Origin of the sequence: Delftia sp. WSY_22 (assembly GCF_043104185.1) — a bacterium.
Classification (GTDB): Bacteria; Pseudomonadota; Gammaproteobacteria; order Burkholderiales; family Burkholderiaceae_C; genus Comamonas; species Comamonas tsuruhatensis.
In genome coordinates this window covers 60,463-77,710 of record NZ_JBICKN010000059.1, presented here as the reverse complement: position 1 = coordinate 77,710, position 17,248 = coordinate 60,463, and the positions used below count along the sequence as shown (strand labels likewise).

The window sequence follows — 17,248 nt, the reverse complement described above, 5'->3', positions numbered from 1 at the left end:
GCGGCTGGCGTGGCCGGGGCGGCAAGCTGCCGCGAGATTGTCTGAAAGAGGGATTCCATGAAAAAGCGCGCATTGCTTCAATCGCTGGCCCTGACCGCCGTCCTGCCCCTGGCGGGAATGGCCGCGCTGCCGGCCCATGCGGCCGACGGCTCGGTCACCATCGGCGTGACCTCGGGCCCGCATGCCCAGATCGCCGAGGTGGCCAGGAAAGTGGCCGAGAAGAACGGCCTGAAGGTGAAGCTGGTCGAGTTCGGCGACTTCATCCAGCCCAATGCGGCGCTGTCGCAGGGCGAGCTGGATGCCAACATCTACCAGCACCAGCCCTTCATGGACGCCCAGAACAAGGACCGCGGCTACAAGCTCGTGCCCGTGGCCCGTGCGGTCAACCAGCAGATGGGCGTGTACTCCAAGAAGATCAAAAGCCTGGCCGACCTCAAGAGCGGTGCGCGCGTGGGCATCCCCAACGACCCCACCAACGGCTCTCGCGCACTGATGGTGCTGGCCGCGCAAAAGCTGATCGAACTGAAGACCGGCGCGGGCGCTCGTGCCTCGGTGCTGGACATCACCGCCAATCCGAAGAAGCTGCGCTTCGTCGAGCTGGAGGCCGCCCAGCTGGCGCGCTCGCTGGACGATCTGGACACCGCCGCCGTCAACAGCAGCTATGCCGTGGCCGCAGGCCTGTCGCCGCAAAAGGATTCGCTGGCGCTGGAAGCCACGGACACGCCGTACGTGACCGTGCTGATCGCCACGCGCGCCGGCCATGAAAAGGACGCGGGCCTGCAGGCCTTCGTCAAGGCCTACCAATCGCCCGAGGTGCGCCAGTTCATCGACACGCAGTTCAAGGGCGCCTACACGGCGGCCTGGTAAGACCATGGGCAGCCTCGCATCCCACCAAGTTTCCGACGCGGACTTCGTGGCCGCCATCGGCGTGCAATGGCAGCACCGTCCGCTGGCGCCCGAGCCCGGCCTGGCCACGCTGCTGGCGCAGGCCCAGCTGGATGACGGCGGCAAGGCCACCGTGGTCCAGGCCGTGGGCATGCTGGTGGTCGACGAATGCGTGGCCCATGGCTACCACAGCATGGACCTGGTCGTGCTGCACCCGGGCACGCCGGGCCTGGACGAGGCGCTGGAGCGCTTCGACAAGCCCCACACCCATGCCGATGACGAGGTGCGCTACATCCTCGAAGGCGAAGGCCTGTTCGGCTTCTTTGATGCCCACGGCCAAGAGCGCGTGCTGCGCGTGCAGCCCGGCGACTACCTGCGCATACCGGCGGGCGTGGAGCACCGCTTCACGCTGACCGCCACGCGGCGCATCAAGGCGCTGCGCCTGTTCGCCGACACGGCGGGCTGGGTGGCGCAATATACCCAGCGGCCCGCCGCTGCCATGGAGGTGCCTGCATGAGCCTGCCTGTCCCGACACTGTTCCAGACACTTGACGAGGCGCTGTTCACGCGCGCCCAGGACCTGCTGGACGAGGAATGGCTGGCCAAGGATGCCGACCTCGCCCCCGTGCTGCCCGTGGTGCTGGCGCGCGGCGTGGGCCAGGACTGGCACAAGGCCGGCACCTTCCGCCACCACTTGGCGGGCGTGGCCCGTTCGCTGGCGCTGTGGCGCCAGCCGCGCGACGTGCGCCTGCTGGGCCTGCTGCACAGCGTCTATGGCAACGCCTTCGTGGACCTGGTCAAGTTCGATGCGGGCAGCGAGCGCGGCCGCCTGCGCGAGCTGGTGGGCGAGGGCGCCGAGCACCTGGTCTACCTGTTCTGCACCATGAGCCGCACGCAGTTCATGCAGAAGATCCTGGCCGGCGACCTGGCCGAAGACGGCTCCATGGCGCTGGAATCCGCCGGCCGCAGCCAGCGCCTGAGCGCCTATGAGGTGGCGGCCTTCACCATCGTGAGCATGGCCGATGCCATGGAGCAGTGGTTCAGCTGGCAGGAAGACATCTACTCGCAGTTTCCGCAGGTGCAGAACCAGCGGCAGCAGGGCGTGCACTGGGCGGCCTCGCTGTGGCCCGGTCCCATGCGGCCTGCCAGCCGCATGCTCAGCCAGATCAGCGACCTGGGCCGTGCGCTGCAGCACCCGGCGCTGCGCGCCCAGCTGCCGCTGCCGCCGGTGTTCGACCATTGCAGCCGGCAGCTGTCGCCCGGCGACGAGGCCGCTGCCGTATCGCTGTACTGGTCGGTGATCCAGCTGGACCAGCCGCTGGTGGATCTGGACGCCGCCACGGCCGTGCTGGAAAGCGCCGTGCGCCTGAACCCCTGGGTGGGCGAGCCGCAGATGGTGCTGGCCCAGCTCTACCTGTCTGCCGGCCGCGCCGACGACGCCGCGCGCGCTGCCACCAGCGCGCTGCAGTGCTTCAGCGGCTGGGGCAATGCCTGGGACAAGCGCGTGCAGTGGGACGCCTGGATCGCCTGGACGCGCATCCTGCTGCAGTCGGCGCAGCAGGGAAGCTGGCCCGAGCGTCTGGACAAGCTCAACAACCTGGCCCTGAAGGGCTGAGATGCAAAAAAGCCTGGCGCGAGAGCCAGGCTTTTTCGTTATGGGAGCGCGCCCGCGCCTTATTTGGCCGGCGCCGTTTCGGCCTTGGCGGCCGGCGCAGCGCTGGCGGGCGCGGCGCCATCCTCGATCGCCTCGGGGTGCATGGGCCGGCGTGCATAGCGCTGGGCCAGCACGGCGCAGACCATGAGCTGCAGCTGGTGGAAGATCATCAGCGGCAGCACGATGGCGCCCACGGCGCTGGACTCGAACAGCACCTTGGCCATGGGCACGCCGCTGACCAGGCTCTTCTTGGAGCCGCAGAACACCAGGGTGATCTCGTCCTCCTTGGAAAAGCCCAGGCGGCGCGCCGTCCATGACGTGATGACCAGCACCAGGGCCAGCAGGATGGACGACAGCAGCAGCAGGCCCAGCAGCGCGGGCAGGGGCGTCTGCTGCCACAGGCCGCTGATGACGGCGGCGCTGAAGGCCGTGTACACCACCAGCAGGATGGAGCCCTGGTCCACGAACTTCACGCGCTTGGCATGGCGCGAGATGAAGCCGCCGATCACGGGCCGCAGCAGATGGCCCAGCACAAAGGGCAGCAGCAGCTGCAGCGCGATCTTGCCGATGGCCTGCAGCGCGTCGCCGCCTTCGGCGCTCTTGTGCAGCAGCATGCTGACCAGGATGGGCGTGATCACGATGCCCATCAGCGTGGAGGCCGATGCGCTGCACACGGCAGCGGGCATGTTGCCGCGCGCCATGGCCGTGAAGGCGATGGCCGACTGCACCGTGGCCGGCAGCGTGCACAGGAAGAGCACGCCCATGTACATCTCGGGCGTGACCAGGGGCTCGAGCACGGGGCGCAGCGCCCAGCCCAGCAGGGGAAAGAGCACGAAGGTGGCCGCGAAGATGGTCAGGTGCAGGCGCCAGTGGCCTATGCCGGCAAAGATGGCCTCGCGCGAGAGCTTGGCGCCGTGCAGGAAGAACAGCAGGCTGACCATGAGCGTGGTCGCCACCTCCAGCCACTGCGAGACGGCGCCCGAGGCGGGCAGGAAGCTGGCCAGTGCCACGGTGGACAGCAGCATCAGCGTGAAATTGTCAGGGGCGAAGCGGGGGCGTGCCATGGGAAAACTCTCTCCAACTAACTATCGGTTCGTGCAGCCAGGCTGCAAGGCCCCGATTGGACGCCACGGTCATTGAAAAGAGAAATGGATTTATCTGATGGTTTTATAATTTTTCCGTATGAATATCAGCCTGCGCCAGCTGCGCGCCTTCCTGGCCGTGGCGGAAAGCCGCAACTTCAGCCGAGCCGGCGAACTGATGGCGCTCACCCAGCCTGCCGTCAGCCGCAATGTCACCGAGCTGGAGCAGGCCCTGGGCGTGCAGCTTTTGCACCGCACCACGCGCGAGGTGGAGCTGACCGACGCCGGCCGCCTGCTGCAAGGCCATGCCACGCGCGTGCTGGACGCGCTGGATGAATGCCTGCTCGAAGTCAGCGGCCTGGCCACCCAGCGCCTGGGCAAGGTGCGCGTGGCCAGCAGCCCCACGCTGTCGGCCCACCTGATGCCGCGCTGCATTGCGCGCTGCCGCGAGCAGGCGCCGGGCATCGAGCTGCTGCTGCTGGACCGCATCCAGAGCGATGTGCTGCAAAGCGTGCGCAGCGGCGAGGTGGACTTCGGCGTGGTCATCGACCCGCAGGGCCGCGATGACCTGTACTGCGAAACCATACTCAGCGAGCCCTTTTGCCTGGTCTGCCCGGCCACGCACCGGCTGGCCCGCAAGCGCCAGGTGGCCTGGAGCGACCTGGCCGGCCAGCCGCTGGTACTGCTGGACCACGCCTCGGGCAGCCGCCGCCTGATCGACGCCGCGCTGCAGGCCCACGACGCCGAGGCCGCCGTGGTGCAGGAAGTCGGCCACACCACCACCATCTTCTGCATGCTCCAGGCGGGCCTGGGCCTGAGCGTGGTGCCGGAACTGGCCGTGCCGCAGGCATGGCGAATTCCCGCGAGTGGCGCCGCCCCCGACGCCCTTGCCAGCCGCCCCCTGCTGCCGCGCGTGCAGCGCGACATCATGCTGGTGCGCCGCCGCCAACGCGAACTGTCGCCCGTGGCGCAAAGCGTGTGGGATTTGATCAGGGGGGAGGCGGGGCAGCTGTGAGCTGCGCCGGCTCATCGCGTAGCGGAAAGTCAGCGAAACGGCCCGCCAGTTCCAGGCAGTCCTGAGGCCACTCTCGTCTGAAGTGGTCATGAATGGCCAGGGCCATCCAGCGGCTCTTTGACATGCCCTGGGCCTTGGCTGCCTGCTCCAACAAGCCGTACGTGGCGTCATCCAGATCAAGTGTGAGTTTGTGCATGGCAACCACCCCGCGTTGGATTGTCAGGGCAGCCCCCACAGGCCGCCGCATACGGCCGTATCGCCTCGCGCACGCGGTCCAGCACCAGTGCGTGGGGCGAGGGTGCCAGCCGCCCGGCGCGCACGGCCTGGTATTGGGCTGGGAGGAACTGGCTGAGCATGTTCTCGGGCAGGGTGCAGGCGGACAGGTTGTCCAGCAGCCGCGCCACGGCGGCGTTCACCGTGGGGTCGGCCCAGTAGTAGCGGATGCGGTCGCTGTAGCTGTAGATGCGCAGCAGCCTTTGGGCGCCGGGATCGGGCTGCTCGCCGCGGTAGTAGCGCTCCCAGTTGGCGGGGCGGCCCAGCATGGCCGACTCCAGCACGGCGGGCAGGTGGGAGCGCTGGGGTGCGTCCACAAGCTGCTCTTCGATGGAGGCCAGCGCGAACAGCACCTCGCGCAGCGCAAAGGTGGCGCCGGGGCCGACCTTGAGGATGGCAAAGCCGTCCTGCACCAGCTGGCGCAGGGCCTCGGGCCGCTGGTAGTCGGTGGAGTGGGCCTCGAAGACCAGTTGCGGGTGCTGGCGCAGCAACTGCTTGAGGTCGGCCGCTTCACCGGGCGCGTAGTCCACCACGCGCGTGTGATCGAACTCCACCCCGGGCTGGACCACCATGGCAATGATGCGCGGCCAGACGGGGTCCAGCCCCTGTTGCGCGAAGACGTCGCGGTGCACCTGCAGCGTGCGCTGGGCGTCTGCGCGGGCAGTGACTTGCACATGCTCCAGCGCATGCGCGGCGCCGCCGGGCACGGGCACTTCGGTGCCGATCACGTAGACGGGGCCGGGCGCCGGGCAGGTGCTGCCGCGCTCGGCCGCCTGGCAGAGCAGGGCAGCGCGGCGGGCCACGGTTTCGTCGTCCAGCGCCTGGAGGTCGTCTGCGCAGGCCATGCTGGCGTCCAGGTGCAGCTTCACGAAGCCGGCCGCCGCATAGGCGTGCACCAGGTCCTGCGCCAGTTCCATGGCCTCGGCGGCAGGCAGGTGCGTCCACGCCGTGGGACCCAGGTGGTCGCCGCCCAGCAGCACGCGGTCGGGCGGCAGGCCGACGCGGTGGGCGATGGCCAGCACGAAGCCGCGGAAGTCGGCGGGCTGCATGCCGGTGTAGCCGCCGAACTGGTTGACCTGGTTGGCGGTGGCTTCCACCAGCAGGGGCGTGCCGTCGTCCAGCGCCTGGTGCATGGCCGCCTCGATGACCAGGGGATGGGCCGAGCAGATGGAGTAGATGCCAAGTGCGCTGCCTGTTGCGAGCGCATCGCCTGCGGCTGCTGGCGTTTGCCCGGAGCGTGACTGCGCCAGGCGGGTGAAGTGGGTGAGATGGGTGGGGTGGGTGAGATGGGCGGGCATGGTTTCAGCCCTCCATCACCGCATGCCGCAGGTGCTGCGGCTGTTGTGCCAGCAGCGCGTCGAGCCCGGCAAAGCCGGATGTGCCCTCCATCGGCCCCTTGCTGGCGACGGCCAGCGCGCCGGCCGCATTGGCGTAGCGCAGCGATTGCAGCGCGGTCTTGCCCAGGCGCCGGCAGGCGATGAAGGTAGCGCCAAAGCAGTCGCCCGCGCCCGTGGGGTCGGCCACGTCCACGGCAAGGGCGTCGAGGTCGATGCGCTCGTCGGCACTGAAGTAGCTGCAGCCGTCGGCGCCGCGCTTGACCACGATTTCGCGCACACCGCGCGCAAAGATCTCGGCGATGGCGCCGGCCTCGTCGGCCGAGCGGGCCAGCTGGGTGACCTCGTGGCCGCTGGGCAGGAAGATGTCGGTGAACTCCAGGATGTAGGCCAGGGCTTCGCGCATTTCGGGGATGCGCAGCATCTCCTTGCGCACGTTGGGGTCGAAGGACACGGTGCCGCCCTGGGCCTTGACGATCTCGATGGCCTTCTTCATGGCATCGATGATGCGAAACGAGAACAGCGACGAGCCCATGACATGGAAGTGCGCGCAGTCCTTGAGGACGGCCTGGTTGACCTGCTCGGGCTGCAGCTGTGCCGAGGCGCTGTTGGTGATGTTGAAGATGAAGTCGCGCTCGCCGCTGTCGCGGTAGGTGACGAAGGCGCTGCCCGTGACGGCGCCCTTGCACACGGCGATGGCGCTGGTGTCCACTCCGTCGCGGCGCAGGCGGTCGATGTTGAGCCAGCCAAAATCATCATCGCCCACGCAGCCGATGATGGCGGCCGGATGCCCCAGCCGGGCGACCTGGTCGATGAAGATGGCGGGCGCCCCGCTGGCATAGGGCCCGGCCAGCGGCCCCGGCGCGCGAAAGCTCTGGCCTTTTCGCTCGGCCATGATTTCGACGAGGATCTCGCCCATGGTCATGATGGATTGCATGCTCTCCCTCCCTTTGGAATCAAACCCCGTGCGCCGTTCGCTGCACCACCGGCCCATGCGTCAGCGCCTGCGCCTGCTGTGCACATCGATGCACACGGCCACCAGAATCACGCTGCCCTTGACGATGAGCTGGTAGAAGTAGGGCACGCTCATCAGGTTCATGCCGTTGTTGATGACGCCGATCATCAGCGCCCCTATCAAGGTGCCCGCAACGCTGCCGTGGCCTCCGGCCAGGCGCGTGCCGCCCAGCACGGCGGCGGCAATGGCGTCCAGCTCCCAGCCCATGGCCGCGTTGGGCTGGGCCGAGTACAGGCGGGAGGTGAGCAGCAGGCCGCCCACGGCCGCCATCAGCCCCGACAGCATGAAGATGGCGATCTTCAGCTGCCCCACGCGTATGCCTGCATAGATGGCCGCCTCGGCATTGCCGCCTGCCAGATAGGTCTTGCGGCCGAACACGGTGCGCGACAGCACGAAGTGGTTGGCAGCCAGCAGCGCGGCCAGTATCCAGATGGGCACGGGCATGCCCAGCAGCTCGCCATTGCCGATCCACAGAAAGGCTTCGCTGTCCACCGGCGCCGGCATGCCGCCCGAGACGATATAGGCCAGCCCCCGGAAGATGCCCATGGTCGCCACCGTCACGATGAAGGACGGCAGATGCAGCAGCGCCGACAGCGAGCCGTTGACCGCGCCCAGCAGCAGGCCGCACAGCAGCACGGCGGGCAGCACCAGGGCAGGCGCCAGGCCCTGGCCCAGCATCAGGCCGGCCGCGCTGCCGGCCAGGGCGACCACCGATCCCACCGAGAGATCGATCTCGCCCAGCAGCAGCACATAGGTCATGCCGAAGGCCACGATGGCGATGATGGACACCTGCAGTAGCACGTTGAGCAGGTTGCCGGCCGTGAGAAAGGCGGGCGACAGCAGGGAAAACAGCGCCACCAGGCCGGCCAGGCCCATGAGCGTGCCGGCATGGCGCCGCAGCGGCTTGCAGGCATGCCGCCAGCCATGCCTGCCGTCATACCGCCGGTCGCCGGGAAGGCGTTCTTCGGGCGCGCCCGTGGCGGGGAGGCCCAGGTCGGAATGGTTCATGGCAGTCCTGCTCCGGTGGCGTGCGCCATCACGGTCTCCTGGCGCAGATGAAGGGTGTCCAGGCTCTGGACCAGGCGCTTGTTGCGCATGACCAGCAGCCGGTCGCTCAGGGCCAGTGCCTCGGGCAGCTCCGACGACACCAGGATGACGGCGGTGCCGGCCGCTGCCAGCTCGCGGATCAGGGCATAGATCTCGAACTTCGCGCCCACGTCGATGCCGCGCGTGGGCTCGTCCAGCACCAGCAGCCGGGGCCGCATGGCCAGCCATTTGGCGAACACGATCTTTTGCTGGTTGCCGCCCGACAGCTGGCGCACGGGCTGGTGCAGGCCGGCAACGCGTATCTTCAGCCGCTGCACGCAGGCGCGGGCCAGCGATTGCTCGGCGGCCTCGTCGGTGAGCAGTGCGCCGCCGCGCCCGCTGTGCACCTGCACCATGCAGATGTTGTGCTGCACGGACTGGTCCAGCACCAGGCCTTGCTCCTTGCGGTTCTCGGTCACGAAAGCCACGCCGTGGCCGATGGCGTCGGCCGGCGAGCGCAGGCGCAGCGGCCGGCCGTGCATGAGGATGCTGCCCGTGCAGCGGTGCATGCCGAACAGCGCATCCATGACATCGGACCGGCCCGAGCCCACCAGCCCGAAGAACCCCACGATCTCTCCCGCATGGACCTCGAAGTCAATGCCTTCGAAGCGCCCGGCCAGGCCCAGGCCGCGCACCTGGAGCAGGGCGCGCGTGCTGCGGTCAGGGGCGGGGCCGCGCGGCGGATAGATGTCCTGCATCTGGCGCCCCACCATGAGCGCGATCAGCGCCCCGATGTCGGTCTCGTCCCGCGCCAGGGTGCAGATGGAGCTGCCATCGCGCATGACGGTGATCTCGTCCGAGATGCGCATGATCTCGTCCATGCGGTGCGAGACGTAGATGATGGCGCGCCCCTCGGCCTTGAGGCGGGCGGTGAGGGTGAAGAGAATCTGCGCCTCGCTGTCGCTGAGCGAGGACGTGGGCTCGTCCATGATGACGATGCGCGAGGGCTGGCACAGCGCCTTGGCGATCTCCACCAGCTGGCGCTGGGCCAGCGACAGTTCGGCCACCTGCGCGTTGGGGTCCAGGTCCATGCCCAGTCGGGCCAGCAGCGCGGCGGCGTCGCGGCGCAGTGCGCGGCGGTCCACGCAGCCGGCCCGCTGCGGGAGCCGCGCGGCAAACAGGTTGTCCGCCACGCTGAGGTTGGGCGCCAGGCTCAGCTCCTGGTGAACGATGGCGATGCCGTGGCGCTGCGCATCGGCGGGGCTGCCGAGCCGGGCCTGGGCGCCGGCCACCAGCAGCTGGCCGCCATCGGGCCGGTGTACGCCGGCCAGGATCTTGAGCAGGGTGGATTTGCCGGCCCCGTTCTCGCCCAGCAGCGTGTGCACCGTGCCTGCGCGCAGGCGGAAGGAAACGCCTTTGAGCGCCTGCACGGCGCCGAAGGATTTGGCCAGCGCCCGGGCTTCGAGCATGGGGGGCGGCGCAACGGCGGCGAGCATGGCACGGCCTGGGTGGCTGTGTGCAGTGGGGCCTGGCATGGCGGGCTCCGCAGGTCCATTTACCTGGCGGCAGCCGTGTACACGCCGGGCAGCACGGGGTGGAGTTTTTCCACCGGCTTGCCCGACAGCAATTGCGCGGCAAGGGCCACGGATTGCAGTCCCAGCTGGTCGGGGTACTGGCGGATCACGCCCACGAAGGCCGGTTCGCGGTCCACGGCTGCGCGGGCCTCGGCCATGCCGTCAAAGCCCACGATCTTCACCTGCTCCAGCTTTCTGGCGGCCTTGACGCTGGCCAGCGCGGCCAGGGCCGCATCGTCGCCAAAACCGAAGATGCCTGCCAGGTCGGGGTGGGCCTGCAGCATGTTCTGCGATGCGGACAGGGCCTCGGCGCGTGTGATGCCGGGTTGTACCGAGACGATCTTCATGCCCGGGAAGGCCGCGATGGCCGACTTGAAGCCCTCCACGCGATCGACCACGGACTGTATGGACGGGTAGTGCAGCACCCCGATCTGGCCCTTGCCACCCGTGGCGCGGGCCATGAGCTGGCCGGCGAGCACGCCGCCGGCGCGGTTGTCGGTGGCCACGTGCGAGGCCACTTCCACCCCGCTGGCCGCAATGTCCACGGTGATCACGGGTATGCGGGCGGCGGCGGCCTTGAGCACGGCGGCCTTGACGCCGCGTGAATCCACGGGCGACAGGATGATGGCATCGACCTTCTTGCTGACGAAGTCCTCCACATCGGAGATCTGCTTGCCCAGGTCCTGGTTGGCAATGCTCAGGTCCAGCTTCAGCCCCTGCCGCGCGGCTTCCTGCTGCATGGCCTGGGCCAGCTCCAGGTAGAACGGGTGCTGCTGCGTGAGCAGGGACACACCGATGGTGCGCGCGGGGCCGGGGCCGGGCTGTGCAAGCGCCGGGCTGGCCGGCAGGCCGAATGTGAATGCGCCGGCCAGCATGCGCCGGAGAAACGTGTTGCGGTCCATGGCGGTCTCCCTCCCTCTGTCGTTGTGGAAAAACTCAGCTTCTGGCGAACTCGATGCGGCCCTCGGCCTTGTGGGTGGCCTGCAGCCGGTGGCGTGCCAGCAGATCGAAGGCGCCGGGCTCCATGTCCTGGTGCGCGCACAGGCCGTCGAGTTGAGCGATGTCGCAGACCGGGTGTCCGCCCGAGGTGCCGTCCAGATCCAGTGCCAGCGCCACGGCCTTGGCGCTGTGCTCCACGGCTGCCGCGTACAGCCGCGCGGCGCCCGGGTCGCGGCACAGCAGGCGGTTGCGCTCGTCGATGCCGCAGATCTCGAAAAGGCAGATGTCCAGCGGCCGGCCGCGCAGGCCCGTTTCAGCGCCGGGGCCGATGAGGCAGGGCTCGTCGCCGGCCAGCGAGCCGCCCGTGACGTGGATGGCGCAATCGAGAAACTGCCGTGCCGTCGCCACCATGGACAGGTCGTGCAGCGTCAGCGCAATGCCCTGGCGGCTGGCCAGCAGCGGCAGCACGCGGTGGGTGATGCGTCCGCTGCCCAGGAAGACCGAGGCGTCGTCCTCGATCCAGCCCAGCGCGCCCTGGGCTACCTGGGCCTGTGCCGGGCCTTGTGCGGCGGCGTGGGCGCCGGGCAGCTCGGCCGCCGTCTTGAGCAGGGCCGGGTTGTAGCGCGCCTTGCCGAAGGCGCGCACCACATAGCCCTGCTGCTCCAGGTAGTGCAGGTCGTTGCGGATGGTGACGGTGGAGACGCCGAAGAGCACGCTCAGCGCCTCCACCCGCACCTCGTCGGTCTTGCGCGCCAGCTCCACGATCTGCAGCCTGCGCTTGAGTGAACTGTTGCCTTGTTCCTGCATGGATTCTTTCGATTCGAAGGTTTTCTATTTCGTATCGAAAGTTTCCCTGCACGCAAAAGCTGCGTCAAGCGCACCCAGGGTATTCACCAGGGATTGCCTGGCCTGGAAGGTTTACCGGCTGGCCGCGCTCAGGGGCACGACCACGGGCCGCTGCAGCTGTGACGTCCAGGCCCGGTAGGTGCGGTGGGCCAGGGCGTGCAGCACGGGAATGCGCAGGTCCAGGTGGCGCAGGATCTCGCTCTCGGTCTGCGCCGCGGGGCCGCGTGCGCGCAGCAGCTCGTCATGGCCTTCGGCGCACCAGGCAGCCACGCTGGCGGCAGTCACCTCCATGTGGCCCTGGAAGGCCCAGTGCCGGCCGTGGCGAAAGCCCTTGTTCAGGCAGTGGCTGCCGTACATGGTGCGCACGGCGCCGCGCGGGATCTCGAAGGTGTCGTAGTGCCAATGGAAGATCGTGGCCTCGCGCGGCAGGTCCATGAGCTGCTGGGCGGCGGCCGTCACCCAGATGCGGCTCCAGCCAATGTTGGGGCAGGGGTTGCGCCAGACCCTGGCGCCCATGGCGCGCGCCAGCATCTGCGCGCCGAAGCAGTGGCCGAGCACGGGAACGTCATGCCGCAGCGCGTCGGCCAGCAGGGACTGTTCATCCTCCATCCAGGGCAGGCCCTCGTTGACGCAATGGTTGCTGCCCAGCACCACGATGCCGCTGTAGTCGGCGGCATGCACAGGGGCTCTTCCATCGAGGGCGGGCTGCAACATTCGGTAGGGAATGCACTGCTGCTCCAGGTGTTCACGCAGAACGCCGGGGCCCTGGGTGGATTCGTGCTGGAGGATGGCGACAGGTCTCATGGCGGCGCGGCTTCATCGGGAAGCCATTTGTTGTGAGGCCTTGACTCTAGGGACTACTGCCTCAAGGGCGGATTGTGTTTGCGCACAACGCCATCAAGGCCGCATCAAGGCAGACCGGGACAGCACCACGGATGTCGCCCCCGTCCCTCTCAAGCCGTGGATGCTCCAGCCTTGCGCCGGCTCCATTTCAGCTCGCTGACCAGCACCCCGCCCACGATCAGCACTGCCCCCAGGATGGCCAGCCCCGGCAGCCGGTCGCCTGCCATGCGCCCCACGATGCCGGCCCAGACCGGCTCGCTGGCATAGATCACGGTGGCGCGCGTGGGCGACAGGGACTTCTGGGCCCAGTTCATGGTCAGCTGGATCAGGATGCTGGCGCAGGCCATGGCCACGGCGGCCGTCAGCCAGATCCACGAGAAATCCGGCACCGACTCGCCAGCCACGGGCATGGCCAGCAGCGCCATGGTGCCGGCCGCCAGCAACTGCACCGTGGTCACGCGCCGCGCATCGACCTTGCCCGCGAAATGCCCGATCAGGAGCACCTCGGCCGCAATCGCCAGCGTGCTCAGCATGGTCGCCATCTCGCCCACGTTCAACTCCATTCCCCCGGACTCGGGCCCCGCCACCAGTATCAGGCCCGTGAAGGCCAGGCCGATGCCTATCCAGCTCATCAATCGCGGCGGCTTGCCCATCACCAGCCATTGCAGCAGGGGCACGATGGGCACATACAAGGCGGTCAGAAACGCCGACTTGCTGCTGCTGATGGTCTGCAGGCCGAAGGTCTGCAGACCATAGCCCAGAAAGATGCTGGCGCCGATGGCCGTGCCTGCGACCAGCTCGGTGCGCGTGAGCCCGGCCATGACCTTGCGGAACACCAGCAGCCCGATCAGACCCGCCGTGACGAAGCGCAGGCCCACAAAGAACAGCGGCCCGCTGTGCTGCATGGCCAGATGGACCACGAGAAAGGTGCCGCCCCAGACCATGGTGACGGCGATCAGGGCCAGCTCCTGCCGGCTGAGCAGCGGCGTGCGCGAACTGTGAGAAGATGACGTGTGCAACATATTGCGCAGATCATATGAGAAATATATTGCACAGCGCTGGCGAGCGCTCCGATGTCCTGGCTTTCGTCAGCGAAAACCTGCGCCGCCTTCGCCAGCGTGCAGGACTGAGCCAGGCGGCCCTGGCCGAGGCCGCAGGCCTGAGCCGGCGCATGGTCGTGCAGCTGGAAGGCGGCGACACCAATATCAGCCTGTCCAGCCTGGATCGGCTGGCCGATGCGCTGGGCGCCAGCTTCATAGAAATCGTCAGCGACCCGGCCGCGCAGCGCCTGCGCATGGACGCCATGGCCTGGCGCGGCACCCGGCCCGAAAGCCAAGCCATGCTGCTGGGCAGCGTGCCCGCCACGCGCGAGGCCCAGCTGTGGTCCTGGTCCCTGGGCCCCGGCGAACGCTACCAGGCCGAACCCGACCCGGAAGGCTGGCACGAGATGATCGTCGTGGTCGAAGGCCGCCTGCTGGTGGACCTGAGCGAAGGCCCCATGACGATTGAAGCGGGCGACTACGCCATCTACGGCAGCGCCCAGGACTACGCCTACGTGAACCTGCACGAAGGCGTGACGCGGTTCATTCGGAATGTGATTTCCTGAGGGGGGGAGCCTTCTCCTCCCGGTCCATGCTCGCTCCAGCCCGGCCGGCTTCGGCCCGTGCGCTGCGCGCGCCAGCCGTATTGGCGGGTACCTAGAACAGGGGAGGCCGGCCCTTGTTGCACTGCGTACGCCCCACGGGCGACGGAGCCCCTTTCTGGTCGGGCACAAGCGCCTGCAGCGTGCCCACCTGCGTGGCCGACGGCTGGACGGCCATATCGGCATTGGCCGTGGGCGTGCCGCACTGGCGCCGCGCCGCAGCTCAGGAGCAGCCGGCGCATTGGGCAGGAGAGCCGTCGGCCACGATGCCGTCGTACCCATGGGACCGACGCTGCGCCCGCTGTCGCCAGTAGCACTTAAGTAACAGATATTGAAAATAGATACTATTGAATTTTTTGTTTCAATAGTTAAGATGCATCGGTTTTTTGTCAAAACAACGGCCGGTAGCGATCGGGCGTGAAATTCAAACATCGGCATCAGAGGGAGATTTGCGTGCGCCACGTTTTTGCGATTCGGGCGTGGTCGGCGCTCGCGCCTGGACTGCAGGAGCCTGCCCAGTGGCGACAGTGGGCACGTCAACCCATCCTGCCGCAAGGGCAGGTGCATCCGGATCTTGCCCATGTTTCACCCATCGTCCGCAGGCGCTTCGGGCGATTGGCGCGATGCGTAGTCATCCCTGCCGACGCCGTTCTGGCGCAGGCTGCAGTGGCAGATTTGCCCGTGGTCTGGGCTTCGCGCTACGGCGATGCCGAAAAGTCCCTTGACTTGCTGCAAACGCAGGCCCTGGGGCAGGCTTTGTCTCCCACGGCATTCGGCCTGGCGGTGCATAACGGCATTGGCGCCCAGCATTCCATTTTGCGAGGCATGCGTGCCAATGCCTTGTGCGTGGCGTCCACCGATTGCGCGCCGGAAGCGGGCATGGTCGAAGCATTGGGCTTGCTGCACGAAGGCGCGCCGCAAGTCATGCTGGTCTGCTATGACGCGCCACTGCCTGCTCCGTATGACGGCTTCCACACAGAGCCCCAGGTGGTATTCGCCTGGGCGGTCTTGGTGCAATGGGCAGTACCCGGGGAGTCCGGTTTCCAGTTGAGCAGGCAGCCCGGCATGGACGCCGCGCAGCCGGAGCCGGACCACGCGCCGCATTTGCAGCATTTACCGCACGGGTTGCAGGTGTTGCAGTTTCTGTTGCACGACGGCCAGGCATCCCTGACAGGCCCGCAGCGCCCGGCACAGCGCCGTGGCGCAGGTACATGGCGATGGGAGCGCGCTCATGGCTGAGTGGCTCAATCGTCAGTGGCGCCTGGCGGCCACCGGCCTGTGCTTTGCCGTGTTCGGCCTGGGTGGGCTGGTGGTGCGCTGCGTGGTCTATCCGGCCTTGCTGCTGACCGTGCGCCAGCCGCAGTCGCGCCAGTGGGCGGCCCAGTCGGTGATCCATCACAGCCTGCGCTGGTTCGTGGCCCTGATGGCGGGCGTCGGCGTTCTGTCCTATGAAGTGCACGGCCGTGAACGTCTGCAGCGGCGCGGCCTGCTGATTCTTGCCAATCACCCATCGCTGATCGACGTGGTGTTCCTGATCTCCTTCGTTCGCCATGCCGATTGCATCGTCAAGGCGGCGCTGGCAGGCAACCCTTTCACGCGCGGCCCCATCCGGGCGGCCGGCTTCATTGCCAACAGCCGTGGCGAGGGCCTGCTGCAGGACTGCCTGCGCTCGCTGGCATCCGGCAACAACCTGATCATCTTTCCCGAAGGCACGCGAACACCGCTGCACGGCAAAGTCCGGCTGCAGCGCGGCGCGGCCCATGTGGCGGTCAGAGGCCGCATCGATATCACGCCGGTGCACATCCATTGCAGCCTGCCCATGCTGACCAAGGGCGCGCCGTGGTGGCAGGTGCCGCCGCGCAAGCCCCACTTTTTCATCGAAGTCCGTGACGACATCGGTATCGAGGCCTTTTGCCAGGGCGCTGCCAGCGACTCCGTGGCGGCCCGACATGTCACGGACCATCTGTCCGCACAACTATTCAAGGAACCGTCCCGTGCCTGAGCTTGAGCAAGAAATCAAAGAACTCATCATCGAGTCCCTGGCGCTGGAGGACATCACGCCGCAGCAGATCGATGCGGGCGAGCCCCTGTTTGTCGAGGGCCTGGGACTGGACTCCATCGACGCGCTGGAGCTGGGCCTGGCGCTGCAAAAGCGTTTCGGCGTGAGCCTGTCCGGGGACTCGGAACAGACGCGCCAGCATTTCCGCAGCGTCCAGGCGCTTGCTGCCTTCGTGGCGGCCCAGCGCACGCACTGAGTGCGGCCCTCCGCGCAGACCGCAGCAAAGACATTTTCATGAACAAAGAAACCATCTACGAACGCATCGTCGAAATCCTGACGGAAACCTTCGATATCGAGGCGGAGCGCATCACTCCCGAAGCCCGTCTCCATGACGACCTGGACATCGACAGCATTGATGCCGTGGATCTGATCGTCCAACTGAAGCCTCTGGTCGGCAGGCGGCTCAATGCCGAGGCCTTCAAGTCGGTGCGCACCATCCAGGACGTGGTGGATGCGCTGCATCAGCTGATGCAAGAAGACAGCGCCGTCGCCTGAGGAACACGCCTGCCATGCGCAAAACCGCGACAGGCCTTGTGCTGCTGGCCACGGTGCTCTATCCGCTGGCCGTCTATGCCGCGCTGGGGCGTGTGGCTGCGCACTGGATTGCCGCCGCATTGGTGGTGCTGGCGCTGGCGCGTGCCTGCAGCAGCCGCGAAGGATTTTGGTGGGTGGTCGCTGCGGGGGCGGCGGCGCTGTCTGCCGTCTCGTGGTGGCAGGGCGATGGCCTGGCGCTCAAGTTCTATCCGGTGCTGGTCAATGCCGTGCTGCTGGCCGGCTTTGGCTGGAGCCTGTGGTTTCCGCCGTCGGTGGTGGAGCGCCTGGCCCGGCTGCGGCAGCCCGATCTGCCTGCGCCGGCCGTGCGCTACACCGCCCGGGTGACGGCCGTTTGGTGCGTCTTCTTTGTCTGCAATGGCGCAGTGGCGGCCGGTACGGCCCTGTATGGCAGCGACGAGGCCTGGGCCTTGTACAACGGTTTGATCGCCTATGGGGCCATGGGGCTGCTGATGGCGGTGGAGTGGCTGGTGCGCCAGCGTGTGCGCAGGCGCCATGGACATGTGTGAG

General features: G+C 67.8%; 19 protein-coding genes. 10 read left to right on the top strand and 9 right to left on the bottom strand.

Annotation, left to right across the window (positions count from 1 at the left end; all coding sequences use genetic code 11):
• The first annotated feature begins 57 nt into the window (after window positions 1-57).
• From ACF8NF_RS26070 to ACF8NF_RS26060, 3 genes are read left to right on the top strand one after another with little or no spacing between them, the layout of a single operon-like run.
• The gene (locus tag ACF8NF_RS26070) at window positions 58-867 is read left to right on the top strand and encodes a MetQ/NlpA family ABC transporter substrate-binding protein (protein WP_392451547.1); all 810 of its coding nucleotides are present in this window, start codon (window positions 58-60) and stop codon (window positions 865-867) included.
• A 4-nt stretch (window positions 868-871) separates the two neighbouring features.
• Window positions 872-1,402: a cupin domain-containing protein gene (locus ACF8NF_RS26065; RefSeq protein WP_392451546.1), complete on the top strand. Its 531-nt coding sequence runs from the start codon at window positions 872-874 to the stop codon at window positions 1,400-1,402.
• On the top strand, window positions 1,399-2,499 hold the full coding sequence (locus tag ACF8NF_RS26060; RefSeq protein ID WP_099733951.1) for a DUF6817 domain-containing protein: 1,101 nt from the start codon (window positions 1,399-1,401) through the stop codon (window positions 2,497-2,499). The genes ACF8NF_RS26065 and ACF8NF_RS26060 overlap by 4 nt, the downstream gene beginning before the upstream one ends.
• 59 nt (window positions 2,500-2,558) lie before the next feature.
• On the opposite strand, the gene ACF8NF_RS26055 is transcribed toward ACF8NF_RS26060, so the two are convergent.
• Window positions 2,559-3,602: a bile acid:sodium symporter family protein gene (locus ACF8NF_RS26055; protein ID WP_392451544.1), complete on the bottom strand. Its 1,044-nt coding sequence runs from the start codon at window positions 3,600-3,602 to the stop codon at window positions 2,559-2,561.
• 118 nt (window positions 3,603-3,720) lie between these two features.
• On the opposite strand from ACF8NF_RS26055, the gene ACF8NF_RS26050 reads away from it, so the two are divergent.
• On the top strand, window positions 3,721-4,635 hold the full coding sequence (locus tag ACF8NF_RS26050) for a LysR family transcriptional regulator (protein WP_016448084.1): 915 nt from the start codon (window positions 3,721-3,723) through the stop codon (window positions 4,633-4,635).
• Between the two features lie 176 nt (window positions 4,636-4,811).
• On the opposite strand, the gene ACF8NF_RS26045 is transcribed toward ACF8NF_RS26050, so the two are convergent.
• The 8 genes from ACF8NF_RS26045 to ACF8NF_RS26010 form a co-directional block, all read right to left on the bottom strand.
• Entirely contained in the window at window positions 4,812-6,206 is a 1,395-nt protein-coding gene (locus ACF8NF_RS26045; RefSeq protein ID WP_392451543.1) for a D-tagatose-bisphosphate aldolase, class II, non-catalytic subunit, read from the bottom strand.
• A 4-nt stretch (window positions 6,207-6,210) separates the two neighbouring features.
• Window positions 6,211-7,179, bottom strand: coding sequence for a sugar kinase (locus tag ACF8NF_RS26040; protein ID WP_209672880.1), 969 nt, complete (start codon window positions 7,177-7,179; stop codon window positions 6,211-6,213).
• 60 nt (window positions 7,180-7,239) lie between these two features.
• Entirely contained in the window at window positions 7,240-8,265 is a 1,026-nt protein-coding gene (locus tag ACF8NF_RS26035) for an ABC transporter permease (protein WP_392451542.1), read from the bottom strand.
• Window positions 8,262-9,779 (bottom strand): sugar ABC transporter ATP-binding protein, encoded by a 1,518-nt coding sequence (locus ACF8NF_RS26030; RefSeq protein ID WP_392451541.1) that lies wholly within the window; start codon window positions 9,777-9,779, stop codon window positions 8,262-8,264. The genes ACF8NF_RS26035 and ACF8NF_RS26030 overlap by 4 nt, the downstream gene beginning before the upstream one ends.
• Window positions 9,780-9,838: 59 nt before the next feature.
• Window positions 9,839-10,759 (bottom strand): substrate-binding domain-containing protein, encoded by a 921-nt coding sequence (locus ACF8NF_RS26025; RefSeq protein ID WP_016448078.1) that lies wholly within the window; start codon window positions 10,757-10,759, stop codon window positions 9,839-9,841.
• A gap of 34 nt (window positions 10,760-10,793) precedes the next feature.
• A complete protein-coding gene (locus ACF8NF_RS26020) occupies window positions 10,794-11,603 on the bottom strand; it encodes a DeoR family transcriptional regulator (RefSeq protein WP_392451540.1) in 810 nt (269 codons plus the stop codon).
• Between the two features lie 111 nt (window positions 11,604-11,714).
• Window positions 11,715-12,446 (bottom strand): type 1 glutamine amidotransferase, encoded by a 732-nt coding sequence (locus ACF8NF_RS26015; protein ID WP_016448076.1) that lies wholly within the window; start codon window positions 12,444-12,446, stop codon window positions 11,715-11,717.
• A 149-nt stretch (window positions 12,447-12,595) separates the two neighbouring features.
• Complete coding sequence (locus tag ACF8NF_RS26010; protein WP_043791313.1) at window positions 12,596-13,507, bottom strand: DMT family transporter; 912 nt, start codon at window positions 13,505-13,507, stop codon at window positions 12,596-12,598.
• Between the two features lie 14 nt (window positions 13,508-13,521).
• Here ACF8NF_RS26010 and ACF8NF_RS26005 point away from each other — a divergent pair, with 14 nt between their 5' ends.
• The 6 genes from ACF8NF_RS26005 (at window position 13,522) to ACF8NF_RS25980 (ending at window position 17,247) form a co-directional block, all read left to right on the top strand.
• The gene (locus tag ACF8NF_RS26005) at window positions 13,522-14,091 is read left to right on the top strand and encodes a helix-turn-helix domain-containing protein (protein ID WP_026062195.1); all 570 of its coding nucleotides are present in this window, start codon (window positions 13,522-13,524) and stop codon (window positions 14,089-14,091) included.
• 453 nt (window positions 14,092-14,544) lie between these two features.
• Window positions 14,545-15,366 (top strand): beta-ketoacyl synthase chain length factor, encoded by an 822-nt coding sequence (locus ACF8NF_RS26000; RefSeq protein ID WP_392451539.1) that lies wholly within the window; start codon window positions 14,545-14,547, stop codon window positions 15,364-15,366.
• Window positions 15,359-16,129: a 1-acyl-sn-glycerol-3-phosphate acyltransferase gene (locus ACF8NF_RS25995; RefSeq protein ID WP_017406833.1), complete on the top strand. Its 771-nt coding sequence runs from the start codon at window positions 15,359-15,361 to the stop codon at window positions 16,127-16,129. The genes ACF8NF_RS26000 and ACF8NF_RS25995 overlap by 8 nt, the downstream gene beginning before the upstream one ends.
• Window positions 16,122-16,382, top strand: a complete 261-nt coding sequence (locus ACF8NF_RS25990; protein ID WP_128422704.1) for a phosphopantetheine-binding protein — start codon at window positions 16,122-16,124, stop codon at window positions 16,380-16,382. The genes ACF8NF_RS25995 and ACF8NF_RS25990 overlap by 8 nt, the downstream gene beginning before the upstream one ends.
• A gap of 38 nt (window positions 16,383-16,420) precedes the next feature.
• Window positions 16,421-16,681, top strand: coding sequence for an acyl carrier protein (locus ACF8NF_RS25985; RefSeq protein ID WP_017406831.1), 261 nt, complete (start codon window positions 16,421-16,423; stop codon window positions 16,679-16,681).
• A 14-nt stretch (window positions 16,682-16,695) separates the two neighbouring features.
• Entirely contained in the window at window positions 16,696-17,247 is a 552-nt protein-coding gene (locus tag ACF8NF_RS25980) for a hypothetical protein (protein WP_209800535.1), read from the top strand.
• The last annotated feature ends 1 nt before the right edge of the window (window position 17,248 follow it).

Coding starts and splice junctions, on each gene's coding strand:
- ACF8NF_RS26060 (WP_099733951.1), top strand. CDS start 1,399: ATGAGCCTGCCTGTCCCGACACTGTTCCAGACACTTGACGAGGCGCTG.
- ACF8NF_RS26030 (WP_392451541.1), bottom strand. CDS start 9,779: ATGCTCGCCGCCGTTGCGCCGCCCCCCATGCTCGAAGCCCGGGCGCTG.
- ACF8NF_RS26010 (WP_043791313.1), bottom strand. CDS start 13,507: ATGTTGCACACGTCATCTTCTCACAGTTCGCGCACGCCGCTGCTCAGC.
- ACF8NF_RS25985 (WP_017406831.1), top strand. CDS start 16,421: ATGAACAAAGAAACCATCTACGAACGCATCGTCGAAATCCTGACGGAA.
- ACF8NF_RS26050 (WP_016448084.1), top strand. CDS start 3,721: ATGAATATCAGCCTGCGCCAGCTGCGCGCCTTCCTGGCCGTGGCGGAA.
- ACF8NF_RS26025 (WP_016448078.1), bottom strand. CDS start 10,759: ATGGACCGCAACACGTTTCTCCGGCGCATGCTGGCCGGCGCATTCACA.
- ACF8NF_RS25980 (WP_209800535.1), top strand. CDS start 16,696: ATGCGCAAAACCGCGACAGGCCTTGTGCTGCTGGCCACGGTGCTCTAT.
- ACF8NF_RS26045 (WP_392451543.1), bottom strand. CDS start 6,206: ATGCCCGCCCATCTCACCCACCCCACCCATCTCACCCACTTCACCCGC.
- ACF8NF_RS26070 (WP_392451547.1), top strand. CDS start 58: ATGAAAAAGCGCGCATTGCTTCAATCGCTGGCCCTGACCGCCGTCCTG.
- ACF8NF_RS26015 (WP_016448076.1), bottom strand. CDS start 12,446: ATGAGACCTGTCGCCATCCTCCAGCACGAATCCACCCAGGGCCCCGGC.
- ACF8NF_RS25995 (WP_017406833.1), top strand. CDS start 15,359: ATGGCTGAGTGGCTCAATCGTCAGTGGCGCCTGGCGGCCACCGGCCTG.
- ACF8NF_RS26035 (WP_392451542.1), bottom strand. CDS start 8,265: ATGAACCATTCCGACCTGGGCCTCCCCGCCACGGGCGCGCCCGAAGAA.
- ACF8NF_RS26020 (WP_392451540.1), bottom strand. CDS start 11,603: ATGCAGGAACAAGGCAACAGTTCACTCAAGCGCAGGCTGCAGATCGTG.
- ACF8NF_RS26040 (WP_209672880.1), bottom strand. CDS start 7,179: ATGCAATCCATCATGACCATGGGCGAGATCCTCGTCGAAATCATGGCC.
- ACF8NF_RS26055 (WP_392451544.1), bottom strand. CDS start 3,602: ATGGCACGCCCCCGCTTCGCCCCTGACAATTTCACGCTGATGCTGCTG.
- ACF8NF_RS26065 (WP_392451546.1), top strand. CDS start 872: ATGGGCAGCCTCGCATCCCACCAAGTTTCCGACGCGGACTTCGTGGCC.
- ACF8NF_RS26005 (WP_026062195.1), top strand. CDS start 13,522: ATGAGAAATATATTGCACAGCGCTGGCGAGCGCTCCGATGTCCTGGCT.